The sequence below is a fragment of the Methylobacterium sp. E-046 genome, assembly GCF_022829625.1.
GTDB classification, from domain to species: Bacteria; Pseudomonadota; Alphaproteobacteria; order Rhizobiales; family Beijerinckiaceae; genus Methylobacterium; species Methylobacterium longum.
Window position 1 is genome coordinate 1 of sequence record NZ_JAKSYP010000145.1, and the last position, 4,817, is coordinate 4,817.

The following is a 4,817-nucleotide window of genomic DNA, read 5'->3' on the forward strand; positions in this document are numbered from 1 at the left end:
CCGGTCGCTGTCATCGGTTGGCAGGACCAGCAGCAATTCGCGCATTACGCCCTGAACGACGATCGCGCGTTCGCCCTCCTGAAAACCGCAATCGCACGCTCGCACGAGCGCCGAGGCGACGTTCTCGGCGATGATCGGCGCGATCAGCTCAAGATCCGGTCTCATGTTTTCAGCTCAGCTCGATCGGAAGAGAGCAGGGTGGGTGCTCCCGCATTGCAAAGCTGGAACTGCGAGCACGATGTGGTTGAGCTCTTTCAGATAGGTACATCGTGGACGAGAACGCTGAGAACATCGAGGTCGGAGCCACCGATTATACCGGTCTGACGACGAACCTCGTCTCAGCCTACGTGTCGAACAATCGTGTGCCGCCAGTGGTGCTACCAGCCTTGATCGCCAGCATGCATGCGGCGCTTGGCGGGCTTGGGCGAGGTAGCGCAACCCAGGCTCCGCCAACCTAGAAGATGACTGCCGCTCAGATCCGCAAGTCGATCACGCCGGATGCGCTGATCTCGTTTATCGACGGCAAACCGTACAAGATGCTCAAGCGGCATCTCACCAACAACGGCATGACGATTGAGCAGTACCGCGAGCGCTACGGTTTACCGCAGGATTACCCATCGACGTCCGCCAACCACTCGGCGCAGCGCTCGGCGCTCGCTAAGAGTGTGGGCTTCGGTCAGTCGCGCAGGAAGGACGCTCTGAAGGTTCCAGAACGCGCTGAGACCATCTCTGACAAGCCGAAGCCCGCCGGTCGGCCGCGGAAGACGAAGGATGCCGTTTAGGCGTAGCGCAAGTGACTGCGGTCGCGACCCAGTCTCGCCATAAGGTGTTGCTATGGCGATACAGCTTAGCTGTTCATAACTCGCTACCTTGGCCTTAAATTAGCGTTATGCCAGGGAAAGCATAGTCATGAAGAAGCTTCTGGCCGCGCTGGCCGCTTTCACAGCCCTAACCGGCGCCGCCGCGGCCGCCGATCTGCCGCGCCGCGCCGCGCCGCCGCCGATCTTCACCCCGGTCCCGGTGTTCACCTGGACCGGCGCCTACTTCGGCATCAACGCCGGCTACGTCTTCGACGCCGACACACGCGTCGACCGCACGGTGGGCAGTCAGGCGAACAACAATGCCGCGCTGGTCACAGGCCTGCGCCCGATCGCTGCCCGCGTCCGCAACGACGGGTTCACGGGCGGTGGTCAGATTGGCTACAATTATCAGTTCGTCACTGGATCGGGCATCGTAGTCGGCATCGAGGCCGACGCCGCCTACACCGATCTCAACCGCCTCGAAACCTTCAGCAACACGACCAACCTGTCGGCGGGTGTCACGCCCAGCGCGTCTCAGTTCACGCGCGTCAACCAGTACCGCGGCGGCCTCGATTTCCTCGGCACGGTCCGCGGACGCATCGGCTACGCCTTCGACCGTTTCTTGGTCTACGGAACCGGCGGTTTCGCGTATGGCGGCGTCAACAATCAGATCGTTTTCTACGGGCCCAACACCTCGACGCCGTTCTTCGTGGGCCGCCAGAACAACATCGAGACCGGGTACGCCTACGGCGGTGGCATCGAGTACGCCGTGCCGACTGACAGCTTCTTCAGCCGGTTGAATTTCTTCAATTCGAGCGCCGTGACGGTCAAGGTTGAATACCTGCACTTCGAACTTGGCAACCGGACCATCCCGATCCCGGGGGTGAACGGCGCTCCGGGAGCGTATGCCGCGCGCGTGCGCAATGACGGTGACCTCGTGCGCGCCGGTATCAACTACAAGTTCGGCACTTTCTAAGCGCTGACCTTCGCATCCCCAGCCCGATCAGACTGGCCGCGAGGTCGGCAGCGCCTCAGGAGCTTACCGCTCCTGGGGCGTTTGCCGTTTGGGATCCGGCTGTTCTGCTAATGGAGCGTGGTGCCGCGAACTGGTCTACAAGAACCCGCTCCCGCTGTGACCCTTGAAGGCGTTAGCCCGCCGGATGTACCCGACCACGGTCCGCGGATCCCGGTGGCCCGATTGGTCCATGATGCGGGCGAGATCGGCCCCGCGCTCGGCGGCCGTCGTGATGTAGCCGGCCCGCAGGGAGTGCGCCCCAAAGGTCGACGCATCGAGGCCCGCGGCCGTGCAGTAGTGCTTCACGACTCGCTCAACCGTCTTAGGCCCCAGGCGCTCGCCCTCGACCCTGCCGGCCTTGTTGACCGGGCGGAACAACGGTCCCGACGTGATGCCGGCCGCGTCCAGCCATTCGCGCACTAGGGCGACGGGGCGGATGAACCGCCCGGCCGGGATAGCCTTCTCGAACCCCTGCCCCTCTTGGTCGACCTTGCTCCGGCGCACGAGCACCCGCAGGCCGTCCTGATCCTCAAGCAGATCGGCTACGTCGAGGGCCACCAATTCGGACCGACGAAACGCCCCGGCGAAGCCGAGCGCCAGCAGCGCCCGGTCTCGCTTGCCCGTCAGGGTGTCGGGCGTCCGCATCAGCAGCGCCGCCAGGATGTCGGCCGTCGCGGCGACCTTCTGGACCGGGCGTGTGCCGACATGGCGCCGGATCCCGCGCATGCCCTCGCGCAGACCCTCGTCCTCCGTCGGGTCGGCGAACCCCGCCAGCTTGTGCGCGTACCGGATCGCGGCGAGCCGCCTAGCGATGGTCGACGCCTTGGCGCCGCGCGTCGCTTCGTGGCTCAGGAACTCTAGGACGGCGAGCGGCGTCGCCGGCATAGCCTGAAACCCGAACTGGTCGCACCAAGCCGCGAACTGCGTGAGATCGCTCGCGTAGGCTCGCTGCGTGCTCTTGGCCTTGCCGCCACGCTGGAACGCCTTGGCCTGATCCGAAAGGCCAGCGACGACCGGCAGGCCGGCGCGTACCCCCGGTTCGCGTGATTTCAGGCCCGACATCGCATCGTGTCCGATAACTGTCCTTCTCAGACACTATCACACGCGCTATGCTCGTGCGAGCGTCACTCCACGATCCCGCTTTTATCACACCACGAAAGCGCGACGACGAGCGGACCGAGGTTTTTAGGCAACTTGCCCGGAAACTCCCAGCGCCGCGCTAGTGCAGCGTGAGGCTGGCGCCGATCCGGTGGTTTCATCCCACCATATTAGCGGGAGAATAGCGCCGGCATGGTGCAGATCATCGGCCTAGCCCAATCGAAAGGTGGCGTCGGCAAGACGACCACCGCTCTCAACCTCGCGGCCGAGTTGCACCGCCGAGGGCGGACCGTCGCCGTGCTCGATGCCGATCCGGCCGCACATGCCGCCTCGATCGCGGAGGATGGGCAGTTGCCGTTTAAGGTCGCCCCGCACCTATTGGAGGAAGACGCCGACGCCGCGGTGTCTGCGTGGGTGAAGGCCGTTCGGGGCCAGGGAACCGACTTCGTGCTGATCGACGCCCCGGGCGCGATGGGTGCAGCGTTCGGCGCCACCATCGCGGTTTCCGACCTCGTGCTGGTGCCGGCGGGGTCCACCGTGCTGGACGTGCGCGGCGCAGCCGAGACCGTCGGCACCATCCGCCGGCACCGGAAGGCCGCCAAGCGCGACCGGCCGGACATCCTGATCGTTCCGAGCCGCATCGACCGCCGGACCGGGGCAGGGCGCGACGTGGTGACGACGCTTGCCGCCCTGACTGAGCCGGTGGCGCCGGCCATCTCCTATCGTGCCATCGTGGCCGACAGCCTCGCAACGGGTGAGGCCGTGCCGGCCGACACGCCGTCCGCCGCCGAGTTTGCCGCGCTCGCTGATGCCGTCATGGTCCGCCTGGGAGAGACTCAATGAGCCGCCGCCCGAACGTCTCGCAGACGCTCGCAATGAAGGCCGCAGCGGCCGCGGCCCGCGAAGTTGAGCAGGACGATGCAGACGCCAAGCTGGCGTCTGCACCTCAGGCCGAGACCGCTCTCGCCCCGCAGGCTACGTCGCCAGCACAGGACTCCCAGCCAGTTGATGTCGTGGAGGGCGCGAAGGCCGTCGGCAGGCCTAAAGGGCGCCGCCCCGTCGCGGCCCGGCAGACGGTCTACCTCGACGACGCCCGGCACACCGCGCTCGCTCGCATCGCCGAGGACCGGGGCCGTTCGATCCACTCCCTCATCCTTGAGGGCATCGACTACGTCATCGGCAAACCCACCACGCCGGGGTGGCGATAGCACTGGCGCAGCGTGATAAACGCACTTTAATGGTGGTTCTGTGGTGGTATTGAGGCGTCGGATTTGAACGTCGGTGGATGGCTGTTCGTGATCGATCCGACGATCATCGACCGGATAGCGGACTACCTCTGGGCAGTGCTCGGCTCGTGGTGGAGCATGCTGTCCGTCATTCTTGGTCTCGTGCGGCTATCACTGACGTTGATCCCGCGGTTGCAGCCGATCACCGATGCGATGCAGAAAGAGCAACGGGTGCTCGTCCCCGTGTAGCTCGTCCTGTTCGTGATGGCGAACTTCCAGATCTACGGCCCGCGCAGTGGGAGATCCGGCAAGCCGCAGCCAGGTCCGCGTCGATTGATTGGCGGTCCCTGTCCACGTCGATTGACGGGCTGAAGCCGGTGACATGTGGCTCCACGGCGGGATTATCAGCATCGTCCGGCCATGATATTGGTGGTTCTATGGTGTTGAAAAACCATCACTATAGGGCGAAGTAAGCGCTGCTAGCCGCAGTGCGGTCGGGAGTGTGCGAGGTCGGGCAAGCCATGATGATATGGCCGTCCGGCTGTTCCTGACCCTCAAACAGGGTGTGGCATTGGTTCTCTGGTACGGATTGCTGCGGCATGGCACCTCGTGAGGATGACCAAGCCCAAGGCTCAGACCTGCGAGGCGAAGATCGAAGGTACGTGGCGTCCCATCAGC

The 4,817-nt window shown here is 64.8% G+C and carries 5 protein-coding genes and 1 pseudogene; 5 read left to right on the forward strand and 1 reads right to left on the reverse strand.

Annotated elements, in window-relative coordinates:
- Positions 1-269: 269 nt before the first annotated feature.
- Both MKK82_RS12730 and MKK82_RS12735 read left to right on the forward strand, forming a co-directional pair.
- Positions 270-782 (forward strand): annotated as a pseudogene (locus tag MKK82_RS12730) (MucR family transcriptional regulator).
- A gap of 127 nt (positions 783-909) precedes the next feature.
- A complete protein-coding gene (locus MKK82_RS12735) occupies positions 910-1,776 on the forward strand; it encodes an outer membrane protein (protein ID WP_243985925.1) in 867 nt (288 codons plus the stop codon).
- Positions 1,777-1,911: 135 nt separating this feature from the next.
- Here MKK82_RS12735 and MKK82_RS12740 read toward each other — a convergent pair whose 3' ends face one another.
- Positions 1,912-2,877: a site-specific integrase gene (locus MKK82_RS12740; protein ID WP_243985926.1), complete on the reverse strand. Its 966-nt coding sequence runs from the start codon at positions 2,875-2,877 to the stop codon at positions 1,912-1,914.
- Positions 2,878-3,105: 228 nt separating this feature from the next.
- Here MKK82_RS12740 and MKK82_RS12745 point away from each other — a divergent pair, with 228 nt between their 5' ends.
- From MKK82_RS12745 to MKK82_RS12755, 3 genes are all read left to right on the forward strand, one after another.
- Positions 3,106-3,756 carry a ParA family protein gene (locus MKK82_RS12745; protein WP_243985928.1) on the forward strand — a complete coding sequence of 217 codons (651 nt, stop codon included), beginning with the start codon at positions 3,106-3,108 and terminating at the stop codon, positions 3,754-3,756.
- Positions 3,753-4,121 carry a hypothetical protein gene (locus tag MKK82_RS12750; RefSeq protein ID WP_243985929.1) on the forward strand — a complete coding sequence of 123 codons (369 nt, stop codon included), beginning with the start codon at positions 3,753-3,755 and terminating at the stop codon, positions 4,119-4,121. The genes MKK82_RS12745 and MKK82_RS12750 overlap by 4 nt, the downstream gene beginning before the upstream one ends.
- 87 nt (positions 4,122-4,208) lie before the next feature.
- On the forward strand, positions 4,209-4,388 hold the full coding sequence (locus tag MKK82_RS12755) for a hypothetical protein (RefSeq protein ID WP_243985931.1): 180 nt from the start codon (positions 4,209-4,211) through the stop codon (positions 4,386-4,388).
- Positions 4,389-4,817 lie beyond the last annotated feature (429 nt).